The sequence below is a fragment of the Clostridium transplantifaecale genome, assembly GCF_900626075.1.
Lineage (GTDB): Bacteria > Bacillota > Clostridia > Lachnospirales > Lachnospiraceae > Otoolea > Otoolea transplantifaecalis.
On record NZ_UYZY01000003.1, the window covers coordinates 752,849 to 778,840 of the forward strand.

General features: G+C 48.5%; 23 protein-coding genes. 19 read left to right on the plus strand and 4 right to left on the minus strand.

The window, feature by feature from the left end; genetic code table 11:
• The first annotated feature begins 475 nt into the window (after positions 1 to 475).
• From mraY to sigE, 8 genes are all read left to right on the plus strand, one after another.
• Positions 476 to 1,432, plus strand: coding sequence for a phospho-N-acetylmuramoyl-pentapeptide-transferase (mraY, locus tag EJL91_RS14830; RefSeq protein ID WP_125142728.1), 957 nt, complete (start codon positions 476 to 478; stop codon positions 1,430 to 1,432).
• Between the two features lie 12 nt (positions 1,433 to 1,444).
• Positions 1,445 to 2,791, plus strand: a complete 1,347-nt coding sequence (gene murD, locus EJL91_RS14835; protein WP_125142729.1) for a UDP-N-acetylmuramoyl-L-alanine--D-glutamate ligase — start codon at positions 1,445 to 1,447, stop codon at positions 2,789 to 2,791.
• A 60-nt stretch (positions 2,792 to 2,851) separates the two neighbouring features.
• Positions 2,852 to 4,012 (plus strand): FtsW/RodA/SpoVE family cell cycle protein, encoded by a 1,161-nt coding sequence (locus tag EJL91_RS14840; RefSeq protein ID WP_125142730.1) that lies wholly within the window; start codon positions 2,852 to 2,854, stop codon positions 4,010 to 4,012.
• Positions 4,013 to 4,119: 107 nt separating this feature from the next.
• Positions 4,120 to 5,391, plus strand: coding sequence for a UDP-N-acetylglucosamine 1-carboxyvinyltransferase (gene murA / locus EJL91_RS14845; protein ID WP_125142731.1), 1,272 nt, complete (start codon positions 4,120 to 4,122; stop codon positions 5,389 to 5,391).
• A 76-nt stretch (positions 5,392 to 5,467) separates the two neighbouring features.
• A complete protein-coding gene (locus EJL91_RS14850) occupies positions 5,468 to 6,196 on the plus strand; it encodes a cell division protein FtsQ/DivIB (RefSeq protein ID WP_125142732.1) in 729 nt (242 codons plus the stop codon).
• A gap of 207 nt (positions 6,197 to 6,403) precedes the next feature.
• A complete protein-coding gene (gene ftsZ / locus EJL91_RS14855; protein WP_125142733.1) occupies positions 6,404 to 7,636 on the plus strand; it encodes a cell division protein FtsZ in 1,233 nt (410 codons plus the stop codon).
• Positions 7,637 to 8,293: 657 nt separating this feature from the next.
• Positions 8,294 to 9,082 (plus strand): sigma-E processing peptidase SpoIIGA, encoded by a 789-nt coding sequence (locus EJL91_RS14860; protein WP_125142734.1) that lies wholly within the window; start codon positions 8,294 to 8,296, stop codon positions 9,080 to 9,082.
• A 154-nt stretch (positions 9,083 to 9,236) separates the two neighbouring features.
• Entirely contained in the window at positions 9,237 to 9,977 is a 741-nt protein-coding gene (sigE, locus tag EJL91_RS14865; protein WP_125142735.1) for an RNA polymerase sporulation sigma factor SigE, read from the plus strand.
• Here sigE and EJL91_RS14870 read toward each other — a convergent pair.
• Positions 9,937 to 11,013 carry an acyltransferase family protein gene (locus EJL91_RS14870; protein ID WP_125142736.1) on the minus strand — a complete coding sequence of 359 codons (1,077 nt, stop codon included), beginning with the start codon at positions 11,011 to 11,013 and terminating at the stop codon, positions 9,937 to 9,939. The genes sigE and EJL91_RS14870 overlap by 41 nt on opposite strands.
• A gap of 216 nt (positions 11,014 to 11,229) precedes the next feature.
• Between EJL91_RS14870 and EJL91_RS25385 the strand changes: the two genes are divergently transcribed.
• Positions 11,230 to 11,340 (plus strand): DUF6783 domain-containing protein, encoded by a 111-nt coding sequence (locus EJL91_RS25385; protein WP_423243447.1) that lies wholly within the window; start codon positions 11,230 to 11,232, stop codon positions 11,338 to 11,340.
• Positions 11,341 to 11,513: 173 nt separating this feature from the next.
• On the opposite strand, the gene sigG is transcribed toward EJL91_RS25385, so the two are convergent.
• Positions 11,514 to 12,290 carry an RNA polymerase sporulation sigma factor SigG gene (sigG, locus tag EJL91_RS14875; protein WP_125142737.1) on the minus strand — a complete coding sequence of 259 codons (777 nt, stop codon included), beginning with the start codon at positions 12,288 to 12,290 and terminating at the stop codon, positions 11,514 to 11,516.
• A 219-nt stretch (positions 12,291 to 12,509) separates the two neighbouring features.
• Here sigG and EJL91_RS14880 point away from each other — a divergent pair, with 219 nt between their 5' ends.
• A complete protein-coding gene (locus EJL91_RS14880) occupies positions 12,510 to 13,292 on the plus strand; it encodes an SseB family protein (protein ID WP_125142738.1) in 783 nt (260 codons plus the stop codon).
• A gap of 165 nt (positions 13,293 to 13,457) precedes the next feature.
• On the opposite strand, the gene EJL91_RS14885 is transcribed toward EJL91_RS14880, so the two are convergent.
• Positions 13,458 to 14,222: a type III pantothenate kinase gene (locus EJL91_RS14885; protein ID WP_125142739.1), complete on the minus strand. Its 765-nt coding sequence runs from the start codon at positions 14,220 to 14,222 to the stop codon at positions 13,458 to 13,460.
• A 344-nt stretch (positions 14,223 to 14,566) separates the two neighbouring features.
• Between EJL91_RS14885 and EJL91_RS14890 the strand changes: the two genes are divergently transcribed.
• The 6 genes from EJL91_RS14890 to EJL91_RS14915 all read left to right on the plus strand — a co-directional run bounded on the left by EJL91_RS14890 (position 14,567) and on the right by EJL91_RS14915 (position 21,376).
• Positions 14,567 to 15,547 (plus strand): alpha/beta hydrolase, encoded by a 981-nt coding sequence (locus EJL91_RS14890; protein ID WP_125142740.1) that lies wholly within the window; start codon positions 14,567 to 14,569, stop codon positions 15,545 to 15,547.
• 286 nt (positions 15,548 to 15,833) lie between these two features.
• Positions 15,834 to 17,498 carry a peptide chain release factor 3 gene (locus EJL91_RS14895; RefSeq protein WP_423243444.1) on the plus strand — a complete coding sequence of 555 codons (1,665 nt, stop codon included), beginning with the start codon at positions 15,834 to 15,836 and terminating at the stop codon, positions 17,496 to 17,498.
• 60 nt (positions 17,499 to 17,558) lie between these two features.
• Complete coding sequence (locus EJL91_RS14900; RefSeq protein WP_125142742.1) at positions 17,559 to 18,005, plus strand: GatB/YqeY domain-containing protein; 447 nt, start codon at positions 17,559 to 17,561, stop codon at positions 18,003 to 18,005.
• Between the two features lie 15 nt (positions 18,006 to 18,020).
• Positions 18,021 to 19,424, plus strand: a complete 1,404-nt coding sequence (locus tag EJL91_RS14905; RefSeq protein WP_125142743.1) for a Sapep family Mn(2+)-dependent dipeptidase — start codon at positions 18,021 to 18,023, stop codon at positions 19,422 to 19,424.
• A gap of 481 nt (positions 19,425 to 19,905) precedes the next feature.
• Positions 19,906 to 20,916 carry an FAD-binding protein gene (locus EJL91_RS14910; RefSeq protein ID WP_125142744.1) on the plus strand — a complete coding sequence of 337 codons (1,011 nt, stop codon included), beginning with the start codon at positions 19,906 to 19,908 and terminating at the stop codon, positions 20,914 to 20,916.
• Positions 20,917 to 21,133: 217 nt separating this feature from the next.
• Positions 21,134 to 21,376: a PRC-barrel domain-containing protein gene (locus tag EJL91_RS14915; protein WP_125142745.1), complete on the plus strand. Its 243-nt coding sequence runs from the start codon at positions 21,134 to 21,136 to the stop codon at positions 21,374 to 21,376.
• Between the two features lie 381 nt (positions 21,377 to 21,757).
• Here EJL91_RS14915 and EJL91_RS14920 read toward each other — a convergent pair whose 3' ends face one another.
• Complete coding sequence (locus tag EJL91_RS14920; RefSeq protein WP_125142746.1) at positions 21,758 to 23,074, minus strand: IS4 family transposase; 1,317 nt, start codon at positions 23,072 to 23,074, stop codon at positions 21,758 to 21,760.
• Positions 23,075 to 23,458: 384 nt separating this feature from the next.
• Here EJL91_RS14920 and nrdR point away from each other — a divergent pair, with 384 nt between their 5' ends.
• Genes nrdR through aroE form a run of 3 tightly spaced genes read left to right on the plus strand, consistent with a single transcriptional unit; the run spans position 23,459 to position 25,900 of the window.
• Positions 23,459 to 23,932: a transcriptional regulator NrdR gene (nrdR, locus tag EJL91_RS14925; RefSeq protein ID WP_125142747.1), complete on the plus strand. Its 474-nt coding sequence runs from the start codon at positions 23,459 to 23,461 to the stop codon at positions 23,930 to 23,932.
• Complete coding sequence (locus EJL91_RS14930) at positions 23,932 to 24,489, plus strand: YqeG family HAD IIIA-type phosphatase (protein ID WP_125142748.1); 558 nt, start codon at positions 23,932 to 23,934, stop codon at positions 24,487 to 24,489. Before nrdR ends, EJL91_RS14930 begins: the two co-directional genes overlap by 1 nt.
• Positions 24,473 to 25,900, plus strand: coding sequence for a shikimate dehydrogenase (gene aroE / locus EJL91_RS14935; protein WP_125142749.1), 1,428 nt, complete (start codon positions 24,473 to 24,475; stop codon positions 25,898 to 25,900). The genes EJL91_RS14930 and aroE overlap by 17 nt, the downstream gene beginning before the upstream one ends.
• The last annotated feature ends 92 nt before the right edge of the window (positions 25,901 to 25,992 follow it).

Here is a 25,992-nt window from a genome sequence, read left to right on the forward strand (position 1 = left end):
ATAGTGGCAGCGACAATACCTCCGCCCCATTTGACGAAAGGGGCAGTCAGGCTCTTAAAATGACGGACGGGGCCGATCCCTGCCCGGTCTTCGGTCCCGGCGATCATCTTCCCGGGGGAAGGAGGAGAAAAACTTTCCGCAGGGGACCTTGGAATCCGACGGTGCTTGATGAGGTTTTTTCGAATCTAGCACCCGCTTCGCATTCCACAAGCGGAAGCGAGTCCCCGAAGGAATTTTTTTCTCCGGATTCCCCTTCACGACACTTAATAAACCGGGACTGAAGACCCAACCAACCAAATTCCCCCACCCCGTCCGCCATCATACAGAGTCGCCCCCGCATCTCAACTACAAGGCGGACCACACGGAAAAAAGGTTGATTATTCCATTAAAAAGACGTATACTATTTTCGTATGTAGTAAATTTTGAATAATAGAAAAATACAAGGCAGAGGCTACATAAGAATTAGAGGTGTGACATGGTTAATGAGACAATACTGGCGGTAATTATCGCATTTGTAATCAGCGCGATTCTGTGTCCAATCGTGATACCGTTTCTTCACAAGCTGAAATTTGGGCAGCAGGTCAGGGATGACGGACCGCAGGCACATTTGAAAAAACAGGGGACTCCGACGATGGGCGGATTGGTAATTCTTTCGAGCATTATCATAACTTCGCTGCTCTATCTGAAGGATTATCCGAAGATTATCCCCGTTCTGTTTGTCACAGCCGGTTTCGGCGTGATAGGTTTTCTGGACGACTATATCAAGATTGTCATGAAGCGCTCGGAAGGACTGAATCCGGGGCAGAAGCTGGTAGGCCAGATTATTATTACGGGAATTTTCGCTTATTATATTATTACATCTGATGAGATTGGAACAGGAATGCTCATTCCGTTTACGGGGAAAGTTCTGGAGATGCCGGTCTGGCTTTTTGTTCCGGCCCTTTTCTTTATCGTCCTGGGAACGGATAACGGTGTAAATTTTACCGACGGTCTGGACGGTCTCTGTACCAGCGTGACGATTCTGGTGGCCACCTTTTTTACAATCGTAGCCATCGGTGAGAACAGCGGCATCAGCCCGATTACAGGCGCCGTAGTAGGCAGTCTTTTAGGCTTCCTGCTGTTCAACGTATATCCGGCCAGGGTGTTTATGGGTGACACCGGTTCCCTGGCTCTGGGAGGCTTTGTGGCGTCCAGCGCGTTTATGATGCAGATGCCTCTCTTTATCGCCGTCGTGGGCCTGATTTATCTGGTGGAGGTCCTGTCGGTCATCATCCAGGTGACCTATTTTAAAAAGTCAGGCGGTAAACGTGTTTTCAAGATGGCCCCGATCCATCACCACTTTGAGCTTTGCGGCTGGTCGGAGACGAGAGTCGTGGCTGTATTTTCGATTATAACGGCAATCCTTTGCCTTGTAGCTTACTTAGGATTATAGGAGGAATGGACGATGAGTCAAAAAGTATTAGTAGCAGGAACAGGAATCAGCGGTATTGCAGCTGCAAAACTTCTTCTTGCCAAAGGCGGGGAAGTAGTTCTTTATGATGGAAATGAAAAGCTGGATGCAGAGAAGATTAAGAAGAATTTCGACGAGGACGCAAAAGTGACGGTGGTTCTCGGAGAACTGAAGAGAACGGATTTACTGGGAGTTGAACTTTCAGTTATCAGCCCGGGCATTCCGATGGACGCTCCGTTTGTGGCGGTTTTGGACGAGGCGGGAGTGCCGATCTGGAGTGAGATCCAGCTTGCATTCCACTGTGCCAAAGGTAAACTGGCCGCGATTACGGGAACCAACGGAAAGACGACGACGACGGCTCTGACAGGGGAGATTATGAAATCTTTCTACGAGAGCGTTTTTGTTGTGGGTAATATCGGGGAACCATATACGGCGCATGCACTGGAGACGGTGGAGGATTCCGTGACCGTAGCGGAGGTTTCCAGTTTCCAGCTTGAGACGATTATGGACTTCCGTCCCAATGTCAGCGCTATCCTGAATATCACTCCAGACCATCTGGACCGCCATAAAACAATGGAATGCTACATTGAAGTCAAAGAGGGTATTACGAAGAACCAGAAAGAGGGCGATACATGTGTCCTCAATTATGAAGACTCCGTATTGAGAGAGTTCGGTGAGACGCTGAAGATCAACGTGGTATATTTCTCCAGCCGCCAGACCCTGAAGAAGGGATACTATCTGGACGACGGAAAGATTGTTTACAATGACGGAAGCAAAGTGGTGGAGATCGTGGATATCCATGATCTGAAGCTTCTCGGACGCCATAACCACGAGAATGTAATGGCGGCGGTTGCCATCAGCATGAATATGGGTGTTCCTCTGGAAAAGATTCAGGAAGTAGTTAAGAATTTTGAGGCGGTTGAACACAGAATTGAGTATGTAACGGAGCGCTTTGGCGTAAAATATTATAACGACTCCAAAGGTACGAACCCGGATGCCGCCATGCAGGCCATCAAGGCAATGCCGGGACCGACCATTCTAATTGCGGGCGGCTATGATAAGCATTCCGAATTCGACGAGTGGATTGAAAGCTTTGACGGAAAAGTGCGGTATCTCGTACTGATCGGACAGACCAGGGATAAGATTGCAGAATGTGCAAAACGTCACGGATTTACAGATATCATGTATGCCGAGGATCTGCTGGAGGCAGTCCAGGTATGTGCATCTTATGCGAATCCGGGCGACAACGTGCTCCTTTCTCCGGCCTGTGCAAGCTGGGGACAATTTAAGAACTTTGAGGAGCGGGGAACCAAGTTTAAAGAATATGTAAGGGGCCTGTAACCGACTTTATCTCATAGGGAATAATGGTTTTGGCGTACCTTAGGGATGAGGAGTGGAATAATGCCTGGTACGGGGAAAAAGAAGAAAAAGAAAGCGCATCGCTTCTACGATTACAGTCTGCTGTTTACGATTATTTTCCTGACTGCGTTCGGACTTGTGATGATTTACAGCGCCAGCTCCTACAAGGCACAGTTGGACTATGATAACCCTGCGTACTTTGCGATCAGGCAGGCGGCGATTGCAGGCGGAAGCTTTGTGGCCATGTACATGGTCTCCAAGATTGATTACCACTGGTTTGCCAGATTTGCTATTCTGGGTTATGCCCTGTCATGGATTACAATGCTGCTGACGATGTTCAGCCCCCTCGGCGTGGCTTCCCACGGAAAAAAGAGATGGCTGAAGCTGGGACCGAGTTTTCTTCAGTTCCAGCCCACGGAGCTTGTAAAGATTTCCCTGATACTCTTTGTGGCCGTTTTCATAGCCGAGCTGGGAACGAGAATCAACAAACCGAAACCGGCCCTCGTGCTCATCGGTTTTTCCCTCCCGTTAGCCCTGCTCGTTACGGCAAACAACCTGAGTTCGGGTATCATTATCTGCGGCATCGTGTTCGTCATGATGTTTGTGGCCTGTAAGATCAAGTGGCCGTTTTTCGCCTGTATCGGAACGGGAGTCGGGCTTCTGGCGGCGGCTCCGTACATCGGGCATATTCTGGTGAATATGCATATCCTGAAGGATTACCAGCTGGGCCGAATCAACGTGTGGAAGAACCCCATCATGTACTCGCGGTCCGGCGGATACCAGGTCCTGCAGGGATTATACGCGATTGGTTCCGGCGGCCTTTTTGGAAAAGGTCTGGGAGAGAGCCTTCAGAAACTGGGGTTTGTGCCCGAGGCGCAGAACGACATGATTTTCTCTATCATTTGTGAGGAGCTGGGGCTTTTTGGAGCGATCTCCCTGATTCTGATTTTCATGTTTATGATTTACCGTTTTATGGTGATTGCAGGCAATGCCCCGGATCTTCTGGGCGCTATGATAGTAGTGGGAGTGATGTCCCATATCGCCATTCAGGTTATCCTGAATATTGCCGTAGTTACCAACTCCATTCCCAACACGGGTGTTACACTTCCTTTTATCAGTTACGGAGGCACATCGGTCCTGTTTCTGATGCTGGAGATGGGGCTTGTGCTGAGCGTGTCGAACCAGATTAAGCTGGAACAGTAACACGGCGGCAGATGATACATACAAACAGTGGAAAACAGCAGATTTATGCACATAATTTCATTTTTTACATAGGATAGTATATAGAAGACAAACGGGAGGGGTTTTTCTTGTCTGCGATAGAGGTCCAGGGGCTGTGCCCGATAAAAGGTGAAATTATAGTGCAGGGTTCAAAGAACGCGGTTCTGCCGATGATGGCAGGAGCAGTTCTGAACAAGGGAATAACGGTCATTGATAATGTCCCCAGAATACAGGATGTGTTCTGTATGATGGGGATACTTGATTCTCTGGGATGCAGCTGCGTCCTGGATGGACACAGCCTCACGATCAATGCGGCAGGGCTGTCCCGTTTTTCCATTCCCAGGGAAGAGATGGAGAAGATGCGTTCCTCCATCATGCTTCTTGGCGCTCTTCTGGGAAGATGCAAAGAGGCGGAAGTGTATTATCCGGGCGGTTGTATGATAGGGAAGCGGCCGATTGATCTTCATCTGATGGCCCTTGAAAAGATGGGGGTCCTGATAGAGGAAGGGGAAGGGGATGAGCCGCTTCGGGCAAGCGTGCCGCGCCTTCGGGGAACAGTGGTGGATTTCCCGTTCCCAAGCGTCGGAGCCACGGAAAATGCAATTTTTGCGGCGGTGGCGGCTTCGGGAAAAACCATATTAAAAGGCTGTGCGAAAGAGCCCGAGATTACGGAGCTGTGCCGTTTCATGAATAACATGGGAGCTTCCATCCGGGGAGCCGGGAGCGATTTGCTCGTAATCGAAGGCGGTCTGCCTCTCCATGATTCCAGATTTACCGTATGCGGTGACAGGATTGCCGGAGGAACTTACCTTCTGGCGGCGGCCGGAGCCGGCGGAGAGCTTCTTCTGACCGGTACCGAGAGCGCGGGCCTTTTAACGGTCACTACGGTACTAAAGAGGATGGGCGCTCTGGTTTATGCGGAGGATGAGCTTATTTACGTAAAAGCCCCGGAAAGACTGCAGGCGTCATCCATAAAGACCGATCCCTATCCGGGATTTCCGACCGATCTTCAGTCCATTATGATGGCGGTGATGAGCAGGGCGGAAGGTACCAGTATCATAGAAGAAAAAATCTTTGAGAACCGGTTCAAAACGGCAGTGGAGCTAGAAAAACTGGGAGCTGAGATTATTGTCGAGGAAGATATCGCCAGAATTGTGGGGCACACCCATTTAAAGGGATCCCATGTCGAGGCGAAGGATCTGCGCGGCGGCGCGGCCCTTGTAGCCGCGGGCATGATGGCGGAAGGAACGACAATCGTCAGCAGCTGTGAATATATTATGCGGGGATATGAGGATATCTGCCGTGATTTGTCCGGGATGGGAGCCTGCATCCGATATGTGGAGGAACCGGCCGGACGCTGAACGACGTCTGTGATCCCGATTCGCAGAGTGAAATACGATAGAACCGCCGGGCGGGAAGTAAACAGGAGGTGCACAGTTGAGAAGAGTAAACAAAAACAGAAAAAAACTGGTAATTGCAGGGATTTTTCTGGCTGTGCTGCTGTTGCTTGCCGTCCTTCTCTCTGTCCGGATTAAAACGGTGAAAGTCAGCGGTAACGAGAGATATACGCAGGAACAGATTGAAGCTATGATTTTTGATACAAAATTAAGCAGAAATCCCGTTTACTGCTACTATCAGTATCGTTTCCGCCCACATAAGACAATTCCTTTTGTGGAAGACTATAAAATAGTATTCAGAAGTCCTGTCAATGTGGAAATCATCACCTATGAAAAAAGTGTGGTCGGCTACGTTTCCTATATGAACAGCCTGATGTATTTCGACAAGGACGGTATCATCGTAGAGAGCACCAATGAAAAGCTGGCGGGCATTCCGATGATTACCGGCCTCAGATTCGGCCATATTGTCCTGCACAAACCTCTGCCGGTGGAGGATGTGAGGATATTCGACGAGATACTGAATCTGACCCAGGTGCTTGAGATGTATGACATCAAAGCGGACAGGATCGATTTCAACAGCCAGAAAGAGGCCACGCTGACCGTGGACAACCTGAAGGTGGAGCTGGGCGGCAATGCCCAGATAAACGGTAAAATTTCCGAACTCAGAGATATTTTAAACACCTACACGGAGCTTTCCGGTACATTATATCTTGATACTTATGATGAAACAAACTCCAATCCATCATACCGCTTTGAGCAGGATGAATAAAGGACGGCCTGAAAATCCCCTGTGGAACGCACCATAGCGGAACTGCGGCGTAAAAAAACAAAATAAGTAATATTTTTATTAAATTCACAGTTGATTTTTTACCGAAAATCAAATATAGTATTAGGTAGACCAGATTTAGACAATCCAGAATGAATAATAATTATAAAGATAAACAAGATCAGATGGATAAGTGAAGGAGGAACTATCTTGTTAGAGATTAAGATAAATGAATCGGAGAATTCTGCCAGAATCATCGTTATAGGTGTCGGCGGAGCCGGAAATAATGCGGTTAACCGCATGATAGAAGAGAATATAGCAGGTGTGGAATTTATTGGAATTAATACGGACAAGCAGGCGCTGCAGTTTTGCAAGGCCGCTTCAGCCATGCAGATCGGTGAGAAGCTGACTAAGGGACTGGGAGCCGGGGCGAAGCCTGAGATCGGCGAGAAAGCTGCAGAGGAGAGCCAGGAAGAGCTTGCTCAGGCGCTGAAAGGCGCCGACATGGTATTCGTAACCTGTGGTATGGGCGGCGGCACCGGAACAGGTGCGGCACCGGTTATCGCGAGAATTGCCAAGGATATGGGTATTCTGACCGTAGGCGTTGTAACGAAGCCGTTCCGATTTGAAGCTAAGACACGTATGGGAAACGCACTTTCAGGCATTGAGAAATTAAAAGCCAATGTAGACACTCTGATTGTAATCCCTAACGATAAACTCCTTGAGATTGTAGATCGCCGTACAACCATGCCGGATGCTCTTAAGAAGGCCGATGAGGTGCTTCAGCAGGCCGTACAGGGCATTACGGATCTTATCAATGTTCCGGGACTTATCAATCTGGATTTCGCGGACGTACAGACCGTTATGATAGACAAGGGTATCGCCCATATCGGCATCGGACATGCCAAGGGTGACGACAAGGCTATTGAAGCCGTTAAACAGGCTGTTGCCAGCCCTCTGTTAGAGACCACCATCGAAGGCGCAAGCCACGTTATTATCAATATTTCCGGTGACATCAGCCTGATCGAGGCTAATGACGCCGCAACTTATGTACAGGAACTGGCAGGAGACGATGCCAACATCATCTTCGGCGCCATGTTTGATGAGAATGCACAGGATGAAGCAACAATCACGGTTATTGCAACAGGACTGGATGCCCATGGCATCAATACGCCCGTATCCAAGGCCATGACTGAATTCACCACACCATTCAAGGCAAAACCGGCTCCAACGTTTGCACCTCAGGGAGCAGGCAGAGAGACGGCGGCTACATCTGCGCCTGCCTATAAGACACCGACCTACAGGGCTCCTTCTGCAGCAGTTCCCCAGCAGCCACAGCAGCCCAAGGCTCCGGTACAGCCTTCCACACCGGTGCAGCCATACCGCCCGATGCAGAGAGAGACACAGATCAATATCCCGGATTTCCTGAAGAATAAAAAGTAATCAGGGTTAGGATTTAGACACAGACAGGAGACAGAGAGCAGCCTGTTTTCCGTATTTTTCATATGAGACGATATTAGCCGCAGTGCGTAAGCATTGCGGCCGTTTTGGATGATAAAATCAGTCCGGTTCACGATTGTCTGCCGGTTCCGGGCTCTTTTTATAATAAATCTTTTTTCAAATCTCTTTTTTAAAAACAGCGGTGGTATTTTATGTCCCGCCGTTCAAATCTGAATTGAATTTTCGACATTTTCAATCTTAAACCAACAAAATAAGAACGATACGGCCGGCCGGCCGGACTTAAAATACAGGTGGCGGGCGGCTATTTTACCCTTACGGCTGGTTTCATCGGCCAGGGCACAGGGGATGGGTCCTCCACAGCCACAGGAAGCAGAGGGAAAATCAGGAACGATTCCCGTCATGGAAAAGCCGATCGCGGTGTCCGCATTTTGTTTCGAAATATGACGATCAAAAACAGGAATTAACTTTCCGTATTTGACAAAAAACACAAGCCCGGGAATTTATAATGACTACTGTCGTAACAGTTCAGGTCCGGTATACCCTGTCGGGCGGTATCGCTTTTTTGAGAAAACCCGGCGTTATTCTGCAACAGAGCTGAACTGTATCCTACTGTCAGACAGAGAGGTGAGAGAATTTCCGGTGACATACAACGTTTACGCGGATGTGGTGTTAGCCAATAATTTTACAATCGATTTTTTGCTTCTCACAGTAGTAAAAAAGGTGATGAAGCTGGAGACACGAAAGGGAGGAATATTGCTGGCCAGCATGGCGGGAGCTTTTTACGCGCTGGCTGTGACCATTTTTCCCTTTCCTGTTTTTTTTCTCCAGTCAATTGTTACATACTTCGCAGCCAGCGCCCTGATGGCGGCCCTGGCATTCCGAATCAAAGACCTGAACGCGCTTATAAAAGCCGTGGCGGGCCTGTATCTGGCGGCGGTTATGACGGCAGGCCTGATGGAGCTGTTCCGTGCAGGAGGCTTCTTTGGTTCTATCTATCTCTATGCGGCGGCAGCGGGATTCAGTATCTTTTTAACGCTGTACCTGTGGAGGACCGTGTCAAAGAGTGCGACGGACAGCGGCCATCTCTACAGCGTCCTGATTGAATATCAGGGCAGGAAAGCCGGTTTTACCGGTTTTCTGGACACGGGCAACCGCCTGACGGAACCCTATACGGGAAGCCCGGTCAGCGTCATCTCGGCGGAAAGCTGCGGGGAGCTGTTCGGCACCGTGAATGCGGTTCTGTTCGTCCCTTTCCGCTCGGTCGGGAAGGACAGCGGCATTTTACCGGCGGTCCGGGCCGACAGGATGGAGATAGAAAAAGAAGGTCAGAAGAAAGTAATAGAGAAACCGTATATTGCAATCTCGGAAGAAACACTGTCACAGAATGGTTCTTACCAGATTTTGCTGAATGAAAAGCTGTGGCTGTGAGAAGGCCGCAGTATTGATGGAAAGCTGTAATGAAAATAATGATAACCGTTCAGGAGGCGTTGTACCCGGCAAAGCGGAACGCGCTGTTTTGCGAAAAGGTAAGGAAGAAGACTCTGACGGTTACAGATATGGTTATTTAAGGAGGAAAGAAATTATGGTTATAAAATTAGCAATCCCGAATCAATTCCGTCTTAAGATGGTTCCGTCGTTTAAATCGGTTTTTCTTCAGAAAGAGGGGGAAGTACATTATATAGGCGGTGCGGATATTCTCCCGGCGCCCTTAAACAGCAGGGAAGAGGCAGAGGTGTTAAAGGAACTGGGAACGGAGAAGGATGCTCAGGCAAAATCGAGGCTGATTGAGCACAACCTGCGTCTTGTAGTCTACATAGCGAAGAAGTTTGACAACACCAGCGTCGGCGTGGAGGACCTGATTTCTATCGGTTCTATCGGACTTATCAAGGCAATTAACACCTTTAACATTGATAAAAACATCAAGCTTGCCACCTACGCCTCCCGGTGTATTGAAAATGAGATTCTGATGTATTTAAGACGCAACAACAAAACAAAGATGGAAGTCTCCATTGACGAACCGCTCAATGTGGACTGGGACGGAAATGAACTTTTGCTTTCTGATATTCTGGGAACCGACGAGGACGTCATTTACCGGGATTTGGAAGATGAGATAGAAAAGAATCTGCTCAGTACGGCAATCAGCCGTCTGGGGCCGAGAGAACAGAAAATCGTGGAACTGCGTTTCGGCCTGGGAACGGAGAATGAGGATGAGATGACGCAGAAAGAAGTCGCAGACCTTCTGGGCATATCCCAGTCCTACATCTCCAGGCTCGAGAAAAAGATTATGAAGCGGCTGAAAAAAGAAATCGTGAAATACGAGTAGAAATCCAGCCGATGAATGCGGGAATCAGGGTTCCGGCTATCAGGTAGACCGGCCACAGCTCATGGGAAAAACCGGTGGGGAACCCGGCCAGATTTTCGGGTACCGACCGGAGCCAGAGCTTTGCATAGAAGTAGTCCACCAGTTTAAAGACGGCAAAATGAACCGCCATAATCTCAAAGGAATAGCGTCCCAGGAACGAAAGAAAACGGGAAGCGGCATTAAAACGTTCCATCAGAGTTCCGAGGGACAGACAGAAATAGATTCCAATCAGGGAGATGACGTAAAACCAGGCTCCGGGAATTACCATTCCGTCTAAAAGAATATAGATGCCCATCTTTGCATTGATAAAGTAGAGGGCAATGGCGCTGATAACGCAGCCGTACCAGGTGGTGTACTTCTTAAAATCGGGACAGTGAAGCCGCAGCAGGTATGCAAAAAAGTAAACCGGTACTACGACCAGGGATGCGTGAAGGTTATAGGCAATCCCCACCTGCCTCATATTCAGGAACACACCGGCGGCGCCGATTGAGGCGCAGGCAAATCCAATCAGCCATACCTTAAGCTCTGGTTTTCCAATCCGTCTTGAAAAGGTGCGGCCGAACCATACGGCAGCGCCGAACAGACCGGATGCGGCCAGCCAGGCCGGAATGAACCAGAGCGCTCCCTGGGCCGGCTCGGAGCCTGTGAAGGAGATATTGGTACAAATCTGAGCCAGCATTTTCGTATGGTTATAAAGCTCCTGGCCGGAATAGAGACCCTGCGTCACAAAGAAATTGTGGAGCAGGACGAAACAGGATGTGTAAAAAACATAACGGGGCCATGTTCCTGCAAATCGGTTGCCGAAAAAGGCAAAGGGAGCATCCCCGTATTTTTTTTCGCTGTAGAGATAGCCGGAGACAAAGAAAAACAAGGCCAGATGAAACAGATAGACAAAGCCTACGGCAAAGTAACAGCTGTGTCCAAGAACAATTGCAATAATACCAAGTCCTTTTACAATATCCCAGTAAGGGGAACGTGACGGTGCGGTTGGGTTCATAGTGGTAACTCCTTAAATATTTTTTTCGGTGATATGTACGGTTTCACCCCGGCCTTTCACAGCAAGTGAGGGCCTTCAGGAAACGCGCAGCGAATGTTCCCTGTATGATTGGAACATGGACTGTGTTAAGAGCTTATCATCAAGTATAGAATATGTGGGGAAATGTGTCAACTGAGGGGAAAGGAAAAGGGGAGGAGAGAACTTTTGGACCGATGGATGAGAGGTTCTCTTTTCCTGGGGAAAGGAGGACAGGGCGTGCAGATGGCGGGAATGAATTTTCAAACACGCTCAAGGAGATGTGTTAAATGTCTTTGGGTGATGTGTTAAAGTTTTTAGGCAAAGATAATAGTGCCTTGTCTGATGAAGAAAGAGGATTGATTTGAAGAAATTAGTTCTTCTTAATGTCTTTCTTTATCAGGGCAGGGCACTGTGTATTTAAAATGTTTATGGCGGCCCGGATGGCCCGCTTTCGGAGAACCGGGGAACCCTCTTTCCGGGAATTAGCTCAGGTAGTTTCGCATGCTTTTTAATGCGCTTTTTTCGAGGCGGCTGACCTGGGCCTGGCTGATGTGGATTTCTTCGGCTACCTCGGTTTGGGTTTTACCCTCGAAGAAACGCATGTCGATGATATGGCGCTCGCGTTCCGGGAGGCGTTTCATTGCTTCGTTTAAGGAAATGTCCTCGATCCAGTGTTCTTCTGAACATTTTTTATCACTGAGCTGATCCATGACATACAGAGGATCTCCGCCGTCGGTGTAGACCGGTTCGTAGAGGCTGACCGGACTCTGGATTGCGTCCAGGGCATAAGTGATGCTTTCCTTGCTGACTCCGATTTCATCCGCGATTTCACAGATGGTCGGTTCCTTCAGGTTCTTTTTCATCAGCCCTTCCCGGGCATAGATTGCCTTGTAGGCGGTGTCGCGCAGGGAACGGCTGACACGGATTGAATTATTATCTCTCAGGTAACGTTTGACTTCTCCGAGGATCATCGGAACTGCATAGGTGGAGAACCGCACGTTCTGTGTTATATCAAAATTATCTATCGCTTTTATCAGCCCGATGCAGCCGATTTGAAAAAGATCGTCCACATTTTCGCTGCTGTTTGAAAAACGCTGGATGACGCTTAAGACAAGACGTAAATTTCCTTTAATGTATTGTTCTCTGGCATCCATATCCCCATCAAGAATCCGTTTAAACAACGCTTCCTTCTCATCGTTGCTGAGAAGCGGCAGTTTGGAAGTGTTGACTCCGCAGATTTCCACTTTGTATACAGGCATGTACTTTACCTCCGCATCTTTCATTAATTATCTCGGCGGAATTTATTGTAAGGGATATTTTCCACCGAATTCTTATAAATGAATGATGTACGAATTTGGATCGATTTATACGATTGGGGGGATGAAAAAATTTTCCTTTTCAGAGAGTTGATTGATTGTTGACCCTGTCTGTGTTAGAATAGTACAATAACTTTTGATGCATACAGATGGAGGAAAAGAATGAAAACCATAAACGAACTGATTAAATCCTATCTTGAGAATGAAGATAAAGCAGTTTTCGGAGAAATTCTGGAAGTAATTAAGACGGGAGAAGCCCTGTTTGCGGTTGCAGCCAGAGCTACCAACAACTTTTTCATGGGGGCAGAGAATGAGAAGCCGGCAGCTTATATCTTTTCCAGCAAAGCATTTGCAGATGAATTTGTAAAGGAATTAAAGTGGGAAGGATACGAGGTGAAGAGCCTTGAGATCAGACCGGCCCAGAGAATCGGATTTTTTAATGATCTGTACCGCAGCGGCTTTGAGGCCGTTATGGTCGACAAGGGCCAGGAATCTCTTGCAATGTCGTTATTCAGCATTGTAGAGAAACCGGAAGAGACCGCGGACATGGTGATTAATCCGTCCCTGATGCGTGCCGCAGCCCAGTTCTACCAGGAGCTTTCCAGAAAAAGAGCAGTAAAACCGATGCAGGACCTGATGTGTTCCGAGTTATACAATGCAAAGTTCCTGATCCCGGCAGAGGATGTGAATGAGCGTGTTTATCCGATGATCGCCGACAATAAGGGCCTTAAGTTCTATCCCGTATTCACCGATCTTATCGAGTTCGGAAAATTTGACAAGAAACAGAAATACCAGCCGGTCGTTGTGAAGTTCCGCGATTTGAAAAAGCTGGTGAGGAAGGTGGACGGAGTGGTAGTCAATCCGTTTGGCTTCGGACTCAGACTGGACAGAGAGAAGATTGATAATATTGAGAGAGACTGCTCTACTTTGAAGGTTGTAAAATAAGAAGAGAATGAGAAGAGAAAATTACGTTAATCTATTTATGAACGGCAGCGAATACCGTAAAAATAATTTTCTGTAATTCAGTACTGGACAACGAAAAAGCCGGAAAAGAATCTGCATATAAAATGGCGTCTTGCCATCTGATATGCCGTTCTTTTTCCGGCTTTTTTATCTGTTCTTCTCATACAGCGCCAATAACCCCTTCAGCAGCAGCGCCCCATCATAAATAATCGTATGGCTGCAGAGCGGCAGCACTGCCTTTGCAATACCGCCGGTAGCGATAACGGTGGCGGGTTCGCCAAGTTCTTCCTCAATTTTCGTAATCATCCCGTCTATCATAGCGGCATTGCCGAAAATAACCCCGCTTCTCATACAATCCACGGTATTTTTCCCAATAACTCTTTTTGGCGTGTCCAGGCTGATTCGCGGTAGCTGGGCCGTACTTGCACTCATACTGTCTAAAGATACGCGGAGGCCGGGGAGAATAGCGCCTCCGATATAACGGCTGTTCTTATCAATGACCGACATCGTGGTGGCGGTCCCCATCTCCATGATAATAATGGGCGGCTCATGCTCACCTAGGGCTCCAATGGAATTGACGATCATATCGCTGCCCACGGATTTCGGATTATCCATCAGGATATTGAGTCCGGTTTTCATGCCGGAGCCGACGAGCTTGGGCGAGATTCCGGTGATTTTTCTGACAGCGGACATAAGCGTCCTGTTTAACGGCGGGACGACCGAGGAAATAATAGCGCCTTCAATCTCTTTAGGCTCAATATGATAGATTTCCAGAATACTTTTCAGCGTAATAGCATATTCCAGATTGGTTTTGCCAATAGTAGTTGTGATACGCTCTACAAAATATGTTTTTTTACTGTCAATGGCCCCAATGAAAATATTCGTGTTGCCGATATCGATTGCCAGAATCATGCGGATGCTCCTTATGTTTAATATACTGAAAGTATACAATATTTTTGTCGGAAAAACAATCGTGCAAACATGTGAATTGTTATGATAAATATATCTTGCACTATAGTCTGGTCCTGCGGCTGAATATTATTCGTTATTGTCCACCTGTCCACCGGCAATATCCCATGAGACGTGTTATTGTTCGCAGCACGCTGTTTTTAAACGGGGTAGGAACAGTAAAGGTTAGTTTTTTGGCTTTCTCATTATAGGCTCATTATAGCAGGTATTTTTACTTTACCGTGGCCAAACGGCGGTGTACAATGATGGTATCTTTTTTGTGCAGCAGTGAATGGGAGCGTGATTGGATGATTTTTAAAAAGTATTTGATAGAGACCGGGATAGGAGAAACAGGATTCCGGATAAAAGACATACCGATGGAGACAGAAGGGGACGACGGCGGCAATATCAACGGAAGCATTGAAGGAAGTAGCAGTGGAAACGACAGCAGTAAAAACAGCAGCGGTGGAGACGCGGGATTACCGAAGAACCGCAAACGGCGCAGCGGAGGCGCGCTTCTCACCTGTTTTCTGAAGGATAACACGGACGGAAAACCGGATGCCAGGAGAAAAGCGGTCATTATCTGTCCGGGCGGCGGTTATGAATTCTGTTCCACCAGAGAAGGGGAACCGGCGGCTTTCCAGTTTCTCGCCATGGACTGTCAGGCATTTGTGCTTCACTACAGCACGGATCCCGGCATTTTTCCCGAGGCGCTCTGTGAGTTGGCGGCCGCCGTGGCATTGATACGGAGACGGGCCGGTGAATGGCATATTGAGCCAAACGGAATCTGCGTGTGCGGCTTTTCGGCGGGCGGTCATCTAGCAGCTTCGCTGGGAGTGTTCTGGAACAGGGATTTCTTGAAGGAACGGCTGGGGCTTGAACCGGAGCAAATGCGTCCGAACGGGCTGATCCTTTCTTACCCTGTTATCTCATCGGGAGAATTCGGGCATGCGGCATCCTTTGACAACCTGACGGGAAAAGGCAGAGCGGAATTTTCACGGGAGTTTCTGTCTTTGGAGAACCAGGTGGGAGAACAGGTTCCGCCTGTTTTCATGTGGCATACGGATACCGACGGAACCGTGCCGGTGGAAAATTCCCTGCTTTTTGCCTGGGCGCTTAAAAAGGCAAAGGTCAGCCTGGAGCTTCATATCTATCCGCAGGGAAGACACGGTCTGGCTCTGGCAAATGAGGAGACGGACAAGGTGATGGATGACGGGAGAGGCAGTTATGTGGTTCCGTGCTGCCAGTCCTGGACAGAGCTTGTAAAAAAGTGGATCATATCGCTTTGAAAAAATACCCGGCACGGGATAGACAAGGGTAACAGTTCAGATAGGTCTGCGCATTTACTGCGCTGACCGTACAAAAAGTTAGTGGCAGCAGGCATTCGGTTCATCGCGCAGCGATTTCATTAGCCGAATGCCGTAACAGTTCATGCTGTCTGAACTGTTACAGATAAGGCAGATTATAGAAAAGTTCTGTCAAGACTTTTTATTGACTTTCCTTATATTTCATAATAGAATAAAGTAGACATCTTCCACGGATGTCTATTTTTTCGACAGGAAACAGAGGCTGTTTATGGAAAGGCGGTATGCGCCATATTCAGTGTGGAACATTAGAGAATCATTGATTTTGGAGGAAAAACTCTTGGAGAATATAACAGAGCAGATTAAAAAACGACGCACCTTTGCCATCATTTCCCACCCCGATGCAGGTAAGACCACATTAACCGAGAAGTTCCTGCTTTACGGAGGAGCGATCAACCTGGCCGGAACGGTCAAGGGAAGGAAGGCGGCTAAGCACGCTGTTTCCGACTGGATGGAGATTGAGAAGGAGAGAGGTATCTCCGTCACTTCGTCCGTACTGCAGTTTAATTACGAAGGATACTGCATCAACATCCTGGATACACCGGGACATCAGGATTTCTCGGAGGATACGTACCGTACGTTGATGGCGGCAGATTCCGCCGTCATGGTAATCGACGCATCAAAGGGTGTCGAGGCACAGACGATCAAACTGTTCAAGGTCTGCCTGCTCAGGAATATCCCGATTTTCACATTTATCAACAAGATGGACCGTGAAGCCAGGGATCCTTTTGAACTGATGGATGAGATTGAGAGTGTGCTTGGAATTAAGACATGTCCGGTCAACTGGCCGATCGGCTGCGGAAAGAATTTCAAGGGCGTATACGACAGAAATACAAAGAAGATTACCACATTCACGGCTGCCATGGGAGGACAGAAGGAAGTCGCTTCCCAGGAATTTGATTTGGAGAGCGGCGATGTGGACGGCATCATCGGGCCGGACTACCATAGCCAGCTTCTGGAAGATATCGAGCTTTTAGACGGCGCCAGCGATGAATTTGATATGGACCTGGTAAGCCAGGGTAAGCTTTCGCCGGCATTCTTCGGTTCCGCCCTGACTAATTTCGGAGTGGAGACGTTCCTGGAGCATTTCCTCCAGATGACGACGTCACCTCTTCCAAGAAAGACGACGACGGGCATTGTGGATCCGTTTGACAACCAGTTCAGCGCCTTTGTATTTAAAATCCAGGCCAATATGAATAAGGCCCACAGGGACAGAATCGCATTTATGAGAATCTGTTCCGGCAAATTCCAGGCCGGAATGGAGGTTACCCATGTACAGGGCGGCCGTAAAATCCGTCTGTCCCAGCCGCAGCAGATGATGGCACAGGACAGGAAGATCGTGGAGGAGGCATATGCCGGCGATATTATCGGTGTGTTCGATCCGGGCATTTTCTCCATCGGGGATACGCTCTGCACGGCTTCCGATAAGATAGAGTTTGAAGGAATCCCCACATTTGCGCCGGAGCATTTTGCCAGAGTCCGCCAGATGGATACGATGAAACGGAAACAGTTTATCAAGGGAATCAACCAGATTGCCCAGGAGGGCGCGATCCAGATTTTCCAGGAGTTTAATACGGGAATGGAAGAGATTATCGTCGGCGTTGTAGGAGAGCTGCAGTTTGAGGTACTCACCTACAGACTGGAAAATGAATACAACGTGGAGGTCAGGTTAGATAAGCTTCCATATGAATATATCCGCTGGATCGAGAATAAGGATGAGGTGGATGTGGCGAAGCTCCAGGGTACATCCGATATGAAGAGGATTAAAGATCTTAAGGACAATCCACTGCTGATATTTATCAACAGCTGGAGCGTGGGAATGGTCCTCGACCGTAACCCTGGCTTAAAGCTCAGTGAGTTTGGACGCAATAATTAACAGGGAACCGCTAAGGATATGGTTTCACATCATTTCATATAATTCACAGGAGGTAAGAAGATGAGTAAGATTGATGTTGTACGTGCAGCTATGGTAGAGGCTATGAAGGCAAAGGACAAGGCGAGAAAAGATTCTCTTTCCATGCTTCTTTCCGCTCTTAAGAATGCAGAGATAGATAAAAGGGAACCGCTTACCGAGGCTGAGGCCGATGCTATCGTGAAGAAAGAACTGAAACAGACGAAGGAGACCTATGAGCTGGCTCCCGCAGACAGGGATGATATCCGCGCCGAGGCTGAGGCCAGGATGGCGGTTTACAAAGAGTTTGCCCCGGAGGACATGAATGAGGAGCAGATTGCTGCGGTAATCAAAGAGGTGCTGGCGGAACTCGGAATTGAGAAGGCGGCTCCGTCCGACAAGGGAAAAATCATGAAAGTCCTGATGCCGAAGGTAAAGGGAAAAGCTGACGGAAAAGTGGTAAACCAGGTATTGGCGGAATTGCTTAAATAGCGGAAAGGACCGGTTATGTACAGAGAAGAAATAGAAAAATATATCGATTCCCACAGACAGGAAATGATAGATGATATCTGCCTGCTGTGCAGAATTAACAGTGAGAAAACATCTTATCAGGAGGGAAAACCGTACGGTGAGGGAGCAAGCAAAGCTCTGGCGCTGGCTCTTTCCATGGCTGAAAAGTACGGATTTTCAATTAATAATTACGACAATTACGTAGGAACCGCAGACCTCAATGACAAGGAAAAGCAGCTCGACATCCTGGCTCATCTCGATGTGGTCCCGGCCGGAGAGGGCTGGACCGTGACAGAGCCGTTTGAGCCTGTTGAAAAGGACGGAAAACTTTACGGACGCGGAACGGCAGATGATAAGGGACCGGCTGTAGCCGCCCTCTATGCCATGCGCGCCATCAGGGAGCTGGGAATCCCGGTTTCTAAAAATGTCCGTCTGATTCTGGGAACCGATGAGGAGTGCGGCAGCTCCGATATCCGCCATTATTACGATGTGGAGGAGGAAGCACCGATGACATTTTCACCGGACGGCTCATTCCCGGTTGTTAACATAGAAAAAGGAAGTCTGTCCGGTCATTTTACAGCGGAATTTGAACCTTCCGAATCGCTTCCAAGAGTGATTTCCATCCATGCGGGCACCAAGGTAAACGTAGTTCCCGGAAAGGCATTTGCCGTATTTGAAGGACTGGACGATGATCTGGTCCGTGAGGTATCGGAAGGAGTGGAGAAGGAGACGGGAGTATCTTTTGAAATCCAGGGCAGAAACCACACGCTGGAGATTACGGCCGTTGGCGTTGGAGCCCATGCGTCCCTTCCAACAGAAGGTAAAAATGCGCTGACGGCGCTTCTGCTTTTAATCAGCCGCCTTCCTTTTGCAGAGTGCGGACAGATTGAAGCTCTTCATAACCTTGTAAAACTTTTCCCATGCCATGACACAGCCGGAGAGGCGCTGGGGGTTGCCATGGAAGATGAACTTTCCGGTGCGCTGACCCTGGCTTTCGATCTTCTGGAAGTGGACGGCGGCAGCCTGGATGCCACATTTGACAGCCGCTGCCCAATCTGCTCCAACGAAGGAAATGTACTGGAGCCTGCAAGGAGGAAGCTGGCAGAGCACGGATTTACCCTCACCAACGATTCCATGACGCCTCCTCACCATGTGGACGGCAATTCCGATTTTGTAAAAACACTGCTGAGTGCATATGAGACCTATACGGGAAGAAAAGGAACATGTGAGTCCATGGGCGGAGGCACCTATGTGCACACGCTTAAGAACGGAGTGGCATTCGGAGCAGCCATGCCGGAGACCGATAATAAGATGCACGGCGCAGACGAATTTGCTGTGATTGACGAACTGCTCGTAAGCGCGAAAATATTTGCGCAGGTGATTGCGGATCTTTGCGCGTAGGGCAGGGGCTTTCGCTCCGGGCAAAGGGGACTGATATGGTGAGTCTTTCGCGCTTGGCAGTACGCTGCGTAATGAATTGAAACGGTAAAACACACCGTTTCCTGCCGTATTTTCCGGTTTTGACTAATAAACAAAGTGAGTGAAAGCATTTTCTGTTTTCACTCACTTTATTATGCCCTCCTTTCCGCTGCTTTCCGGCCATCATTCCATAAGGCATTTTCGTATATATTCTGCATAAAAATCCCAGGTTGCAAGGCGTAAAACAGAGTTTGGTTCCCGATTTTATAAATATTTAATAAAGAATTTTATTTTTCCAAATAGAATTAAAAAAAGCTCAATTGATTTGCGGCCGATAATATGCTAGACTTTAATACTGGTACAGCCGGAAGACAGCAGGTTTAAACGCCTGAACATCCGTTCCCGGCTGGCGGCCATGGAAAAGCAGATACCGACAGGACTGCAAAAGAGAGGAGAATGCTACATGAAGAAAAGAACACTTGCCCTGTTTTCGGCAGCAGTGATGGCTGCAGCGGCGATGACAGGATGCAGCAATAATACCACAAAGACACCATCCACAGAAGGCACGACGGAGGCTCAGACAACGCCGGAGACAACGGAGGCGGCCACAGAGACGGCGGCAAAGGAGAATAAACCGCAGCTTGTGATTCTCGGAGGAGACGGCGCAGGGCTGACAGCGGCTATCCAGGCCGTGGCCGACGGAATGAGCCCGTCCAAGATTCTGATCCTGAGCGGCGCCGATGAACTGGCGGCCGACGTCAAAGAGAAGGAAGAATTCATCAACGCGTCCGATACGGCGGAGCAGTTTGAGGCAGAAATCGAGGATTCCTACGAGTTATACCTCGCCGACACGATGAAGGCAGGAAAGAATACGAACAATGCCGAGATGGCGGAATTCCTTGTTGAGGGCGCCGAGGAGGCCAAGAACTGGCTCGAAGGCCTTGGCATCGAATTAAAAGGCGTGGAGAAGAAAGACGGCTCCTCAGTAGCCAGAAGCTATACACTGGCCAACGGCGGCAGCCTTGCAGAGGAAGTATCCGATGCTCTTGTTAAGAAAGTAGAAGAACTTAAGATCCCTGTTAAGACAGGTGTGACAGTCAACGAAATCATCACAAACGAAGACGGCGCGGTAACCGGAGTGAAAGCAGTAGTGGATGGGGAAGAAAAAACCATCAACAGCATCGCTCTTGTAGCCACAGACAAAGAACTGCTTCCTATTATATCCAAACTTGATATCCAGCTTTCCAAGGCATCTGATGAGAAAGTGACAGGCGTTATCGTTAATACATGTGCGGAAGCAATTGATGCAAAGGGAGAAACCGTTCCGGGACTCTATGCAGCAGGAGAACTGATCAGCGCAGGCGTCCACGGCGATGCAGCCCTGGCAGGCAATGACCTGACGGCCACAATCGTATTTGGCGAGACCGCAGGCGTAGAATCCGCAATCTACGTATCCGACAACCAGGAACAGTAAGAAGCCTGCACACTGTGCACCGGCAGCATCACACATAAAAGACAACCGTTAGCCCCGAATCCCGGGACTGGCGGTTGTCTTTTATGTTCATAGAAATTACATCCTATAAAGCAAAAATGTTCAGCGAGGATGCACAATCAAAGAACCCATTCCGGAAAGAACCTATCCTCAAACCATGCATATACTATCAGTAACCAACATTCCGGAGGCCATAAAAATGAGAATCTGTGACCTGAAACAAAAAGAGGTAATCAACATCTGCGATTGCAAGCGGCTCGGCTTTGTAGGAGACGTAGACTTTGATATCTGCACGGGAAGAATGCTAGCGATCATCGTCCCAGGCCAATGCTGTGTCTGGGGCTTTCTGGGACATGAGAAAGAATACGTAATCCCCTTCTGTGACATCCAGCAGATAGGAGACGATATCATCCTGGTAGAACTGCACGAAAAAAAGGAATAATCCCATCCATACGGCTTACATACCTCACCCCCCTATCCTCCCATCCCCCTCAAGAAAGAGGCTTCTCAGCCGGAGCCCCATGGCGCGCCGGTGTGTGCACGACAACCCCGGCGTCTTCAGTCCCGGTCCATAACCTTCCTGTGGGGAATCCGGGAGAAAAAGATTCCGCAGGGAACCTGGGAGTTCATCGGCACTTACCGAGGTCTTTTCGAGGTTAGTGTTCGTTATGTACTCCAAAGAGCGCAATGTCATTAAGTTAAGAGATTTTGATTCCGCCTATGTAATGGATTTTCTTTCGGAAGGTCAAGCGCTGCCTTTTTATGGCACCACAAAAAGGCAGGTTGCCATCTGCCTGGTTTCTGTCTTATAATGAAGGGGATATTAGACAACTCTGTAGTTGAATTTTACTGCGGGATGATAGCTTACCTTCCGGGGAAAGCTCCGATTCGGGCGGATTGGCAGCAGTTCTTTCGCGATCAGTGTTTCTACATCAGGTGGAGCTCCCTGGAAGTGACCTTTCAGGAAATTACGGCAGATATGGATGGCCATTGTGTGGTTAACCTGGTATTGATATTTCGTACCTTTTTTCTCGACGATCACAGCGGCAATGACGATCTCGCAGTAATTATACAGGATGACCCGTGCCAGGATTTCCTTTTGGATGAGCTCCACCTTTTTTGAATGGAGATTGGAAAGGCCAATGGCATATTTCAATTCCCGGAAGGAAGTTTCGATTCCCCAACGCATCCGATAGAGTTCTTTTAACTCTTCCGGAGGAAACTCTTTTTTTGGGAGATTGGTGATGACACACTCATAAATGCCCGGTGATACTTCAAACCGTACAATCCGCAAGGTCATTTTAAACTGCGGCCGCTCCTTGTTGAGAAAATAGGGGGAGTTGCCATGGGTAACGATTTTGTAAAGCTCCGGATGGGTTCGGATATACTCGTTTTTGCGCCAGGTAAAAATCCGGGTAAAGGTTTCGTCGAATTGGGCATCCTTTTCTTTCGGGAGTGGAAAGCCCTTTACAATCCCCCCGGTATTGCCGTCCTTGACCCGGAAGAGATAGAAAAGCTCTTTTTGTTCAATCTGGGCAAAGAGACGGTAGGCCTCATAGCCGCGGTCAGCGATCAGAATCGAACCGGGAGTAAAATCCCGGAGTTCCAACATCTCGCAGAGGCCTTGGACCTCATGGTGCCCTTTTCTTGGATGGATGATCAAATCGGTATAACAGTAATTGCATAAATCATAAAGGGCATTGATATGAAGCTGATAGTAATCCTTCTGGGTCTCGCGCTTTGAATAAGAGTAGGCTTCATTTCCCGGGACATGGTCAAGGGGGACATTCAAAACAGAACCATCGCAGGCCAGGAGTTGGTGTCCACGGTAGGAAGAAGAGAGGAAGACCTGGTTAAACTGATAAAGAAGGTGATAAAAAGCCTTCAGGCGTATCTTTTTTCTTTGCTGGATTAAAGCGGAGGGGGAGACGGTATCCGCCTGATAGTCAAAGAAGTCCAGAAGCTCTTTTTTTAAGGGAGAAGCCTGCATGGAAAGAGTAAATCTCATGGTGGTGAAGAAGTCAAGGATGCGGTTCCTGGTAAAATCCTTATCCGGATTCAAAACATAAGGAGCCGGGGAAGCGGCCATAGAGCGGATGATTTGGAAAAGCGTATTTTTTGCAATCAGTGCCTGGTTCATAAACGAAACCTCCTAAAGATAATTTATAATTAAGGGCTTCGCCGCACATTTTTATAAAGATGTCAAGTGTTTTTTGCGATTTCAAGAAAAAAAGCGACCTATGAAAGGAGGAATTTCATACATCGCTTTATGATGGTAATTATAAATTTCTTAACTTAATGACATTGCCAAAGAGCGTAAGCGTTTCCCGAAGGAACTTTTTCTGCCCGTATTCCCCACCCGCGATAACCTATAAACCGGGACTGAAGATTCACTCCGTTCCCCACACCCAGCCCCCATCCGTCTCCCCCGGCCCTCATTTCTAACAAAATCCACTTTTTGCTTGCATATCCCTCCCCATTGCGATAAAATAAACACAATTATTTGTGTCAGGAGGAAAAACAATTGAAATGCCCATTTTGCAATGCAGCAGACACGAAGGTAATCGATTCACGCCCTGCTGATGATAACAGCTCGATCCGTCGCCGCCGGCAGTGCGAGACGTGCGGCAAACGATTTACCACCTACGAAAAGCTTGAGACAATTCCGCTGATGGTAATCAAGAAAGACAATACGAGGGAAGTGTATGATCGCGCCAAGATTGAGGCCGGTGTTCTCCATTCCTGCCACAAGAGGCCGGTATCCCCTCAGCAGATTGCTTCTCTGATCGATGCGATTGAGAATAAGATTTTTAATATGGAAGAGAAGGAGATCAGCACATCCGCCATCGGCGAGCTCGTGATGGACAAACTGAAAGATCTGGATGAGGTTGCGTATGTCAGATTTGCCTCCGTATACCGTGAATTTAAGGATGTCAACACATTTATGGAAGAGCTTGGAAAGCTTCTTCAGAATAAGCCGGACGGAAGGATAGTCTGATGTTTAATGCGTTTTACCCAAAAGAGTATGTGGATTCAGCCTATGTTATTCCCTATGAGGATTTCTATGATAAGGGAATCCGAGGTGTTATTTTTGATATTGACAATACTCTGGTACCGCACGGGGCCCCGGCTGATGAGAGGGCCGTGGCCCTTTTTAAAAGACTCTGGAAGATGGGGCTGGAAACCTGTCTGATGTCCAATAATAAGGAACCCAGAGTGTCGTCGTTTGCATCCCAGGTTGGGTCGCGTTACCTCTATAAAGCGGGAAAACCCGGAATGAAGGGATATAAAAAAGCAATGGAGCTGATGAAGACAGACAGAGCGTCCACGCTCTTTGTCGGTGATCAGCTTTTTACGGATGTCTACGGCGCCAACCGGCTTGGGATTTACGGGATACTGGTCAAACCGATCCATCCGAAAGAAGAGATTCAGATTGTTATAAAGCGCCGTCTGGAATGGATTGTGCTTTATTTTTACAATAGAGACAAAAGAAAGACAGAGAAAAAAGAAAATTTCAGAAGAGGAAGAGATAGTGAGTATGGACGGAAAAACTAGAGTATGCGGAATTATTGCCAATCCGGTGGAGCACAGTATGTCTCCGCTGCTGCAGAATCTTTATGCAAAGAGGACAGGAGTGAATCTGGCATATGTTCCGTATAAGGTGAAGGAAGAAAATCTTGAACAGGCTGTGGAAGGCGCTTACGCCCTGAATATCCTTGGACTGAATGTCACGGTTCCCCACAAGCAGACTGTTATGAAATATCTGAAGGAAATTGATGAGACGGCCGCAGATATCGGCGCCGTCAACACGCTGGTACGGATGGACGGCGGATATAAAGGGTATAATACCGATGTTCCCGGACTTTTACGTTCCGTGAGAGAAGAAGGCATTGTGCTTAAAGACCGGGCCTGCATCCTGATCGGCGCGGGCGGCGCGGGTAAGGCTGCCGCCTATATGATGGCCAAGGAAGGCGCGTCCGTCATCTACCTTCTGAACCGGAGCCAGGAGAAAGCAAAAGCGCTGACGGACTGGGTCAATAAACTGGTGGGCAGAGACGTGGTTAAGCCCCTTCCTCTGGGGGACCATGGTAAGATTCCCGACGGCAAATATTTTACCGTCCAGTCGACCAGCGTGGGTATGCATCCGAATGTCGGTGTGGCTCCCATTGAAGATCCTGCATTCTATCAGAAAGTAGGGGAAGCGGTCGATGTGATTTACACACCGGCGAAGACAAGGTTCATGGAGCATGTGGAGGCAGCCGGCGGCCGTGCGATCAATGGGCTGAACATGCTGCTCTATCAGGGAGTAATATCATATGAACTGTGGAACCCGGGCGTAAAGGTGGACGAGGAGACGATTACCGAGGCCAGAACGACGATAGAAGAACGTCTGGCGGCCAGCCGGAAAGCCGCGGCATGGAAGGGTAATCTCATCCTGATCGGATTTATGGGCGCAGGCAAGACCTGTGTCGGTGAAGCATACGCGAAGAAACACGGACTTACCATGGTGGATACGGATTATCTGATTAGGGAAGAGGCCGGAACCAGCATTTCCGATATATTTGCCGAGAGAGGCGAGGAGGCCTTCCGCCAGATGGAGACGGAGCTTCTGAAAAAGCTGGTGGCAAACAGGGAAAACAAGAGCGAGAGGATGATTCTGTCCGTAGGCGGCGGACTTCCCCTTCGCAAAGAGAACAGGGAGCTCCTGAAAAAACTGGGCCGCGTCGTATACCTGCGTGTCACGGCCGATACGGTTTTAAAAAGACTCAAGGGCGACACTACCAGACCGCTTCTTCAGGGCAGCGATGTGAGGGAAAATGTGGAGACACTGATTGAAAAGCGTAACCCCATTTACGAGGAGAGTTCCCACCAGTCGCTGGAGGTTGACGGAATTGATATCCCCGAGGTGGTAAAAGCGATCGAAAAGCTGGAAAAAGAGACACCGGTCTATGACGGCAAGCAGTAAGGCCGGCATTTTAACGGCAGACGAGATGCGGATCACGGTGAATTAGACGTGATTCGTCAAAAAGTAGTTGAAAAACAGGGTATTATAGTATA